Origin of the sequence: Streptococcus suis, assembly GCF_002964045.1 — a bacterium.
In the GTDB taxonomy this organism is placed as follows: domain Bacteria; phylum Bacillota; class Bacilli; order Lactobacillales; family Streptococcaceae; genus Streptococcus; species Streptococcus suis_U.
This window is the reverse complement of the sequence record NZ_POPB01000446.1, coordinates 1-275: the sequence shown is the minus strand read 5'-3', so window position 1 is coordinate 275 and position 275 is coordinate 1. Positions and strand designations below refer to the sequence as shown.

The 275-nt window shown below is 41.1% G+C and carries 1 protein-coding gene; it reads left to right on the top strand.

The window, feature by feature from the left end; genetic code table 11:
• Positions 1-275, top strand: a 275-nt coding sequence (locus C1E99_RS11320; protein ID WP_193441811.1) for a F0F1 ATP synthase subunit delta, incomplete at both ends; no start/stop codon positions are given.

Genomic DNA, 275 nt, shown 5'->3' with positions numbered 1-275 from the left:
AAAGGCTGACTTTGTAAGGACGGTACGTCAATCTAGTTTCTGGCAAATCAATGACTTGATTGAAGATGTTATTCGTGATGGTCATGCAGATTTGCTTCTTGAAACCCTTGAGCGTGTCCAATTACAAATCAGTAAATTTAAAAATGAATTTGAAGCCCGTGTGGTTTCGGTCTATCCGTTGACAGAAGCTCAAAAAGAGCGTCTCCGTCACTTGGTAGAACAACGATTTTCCTTGCGTGTACGCAATATCACGGAAGAACTTGATCAAAGTCTCC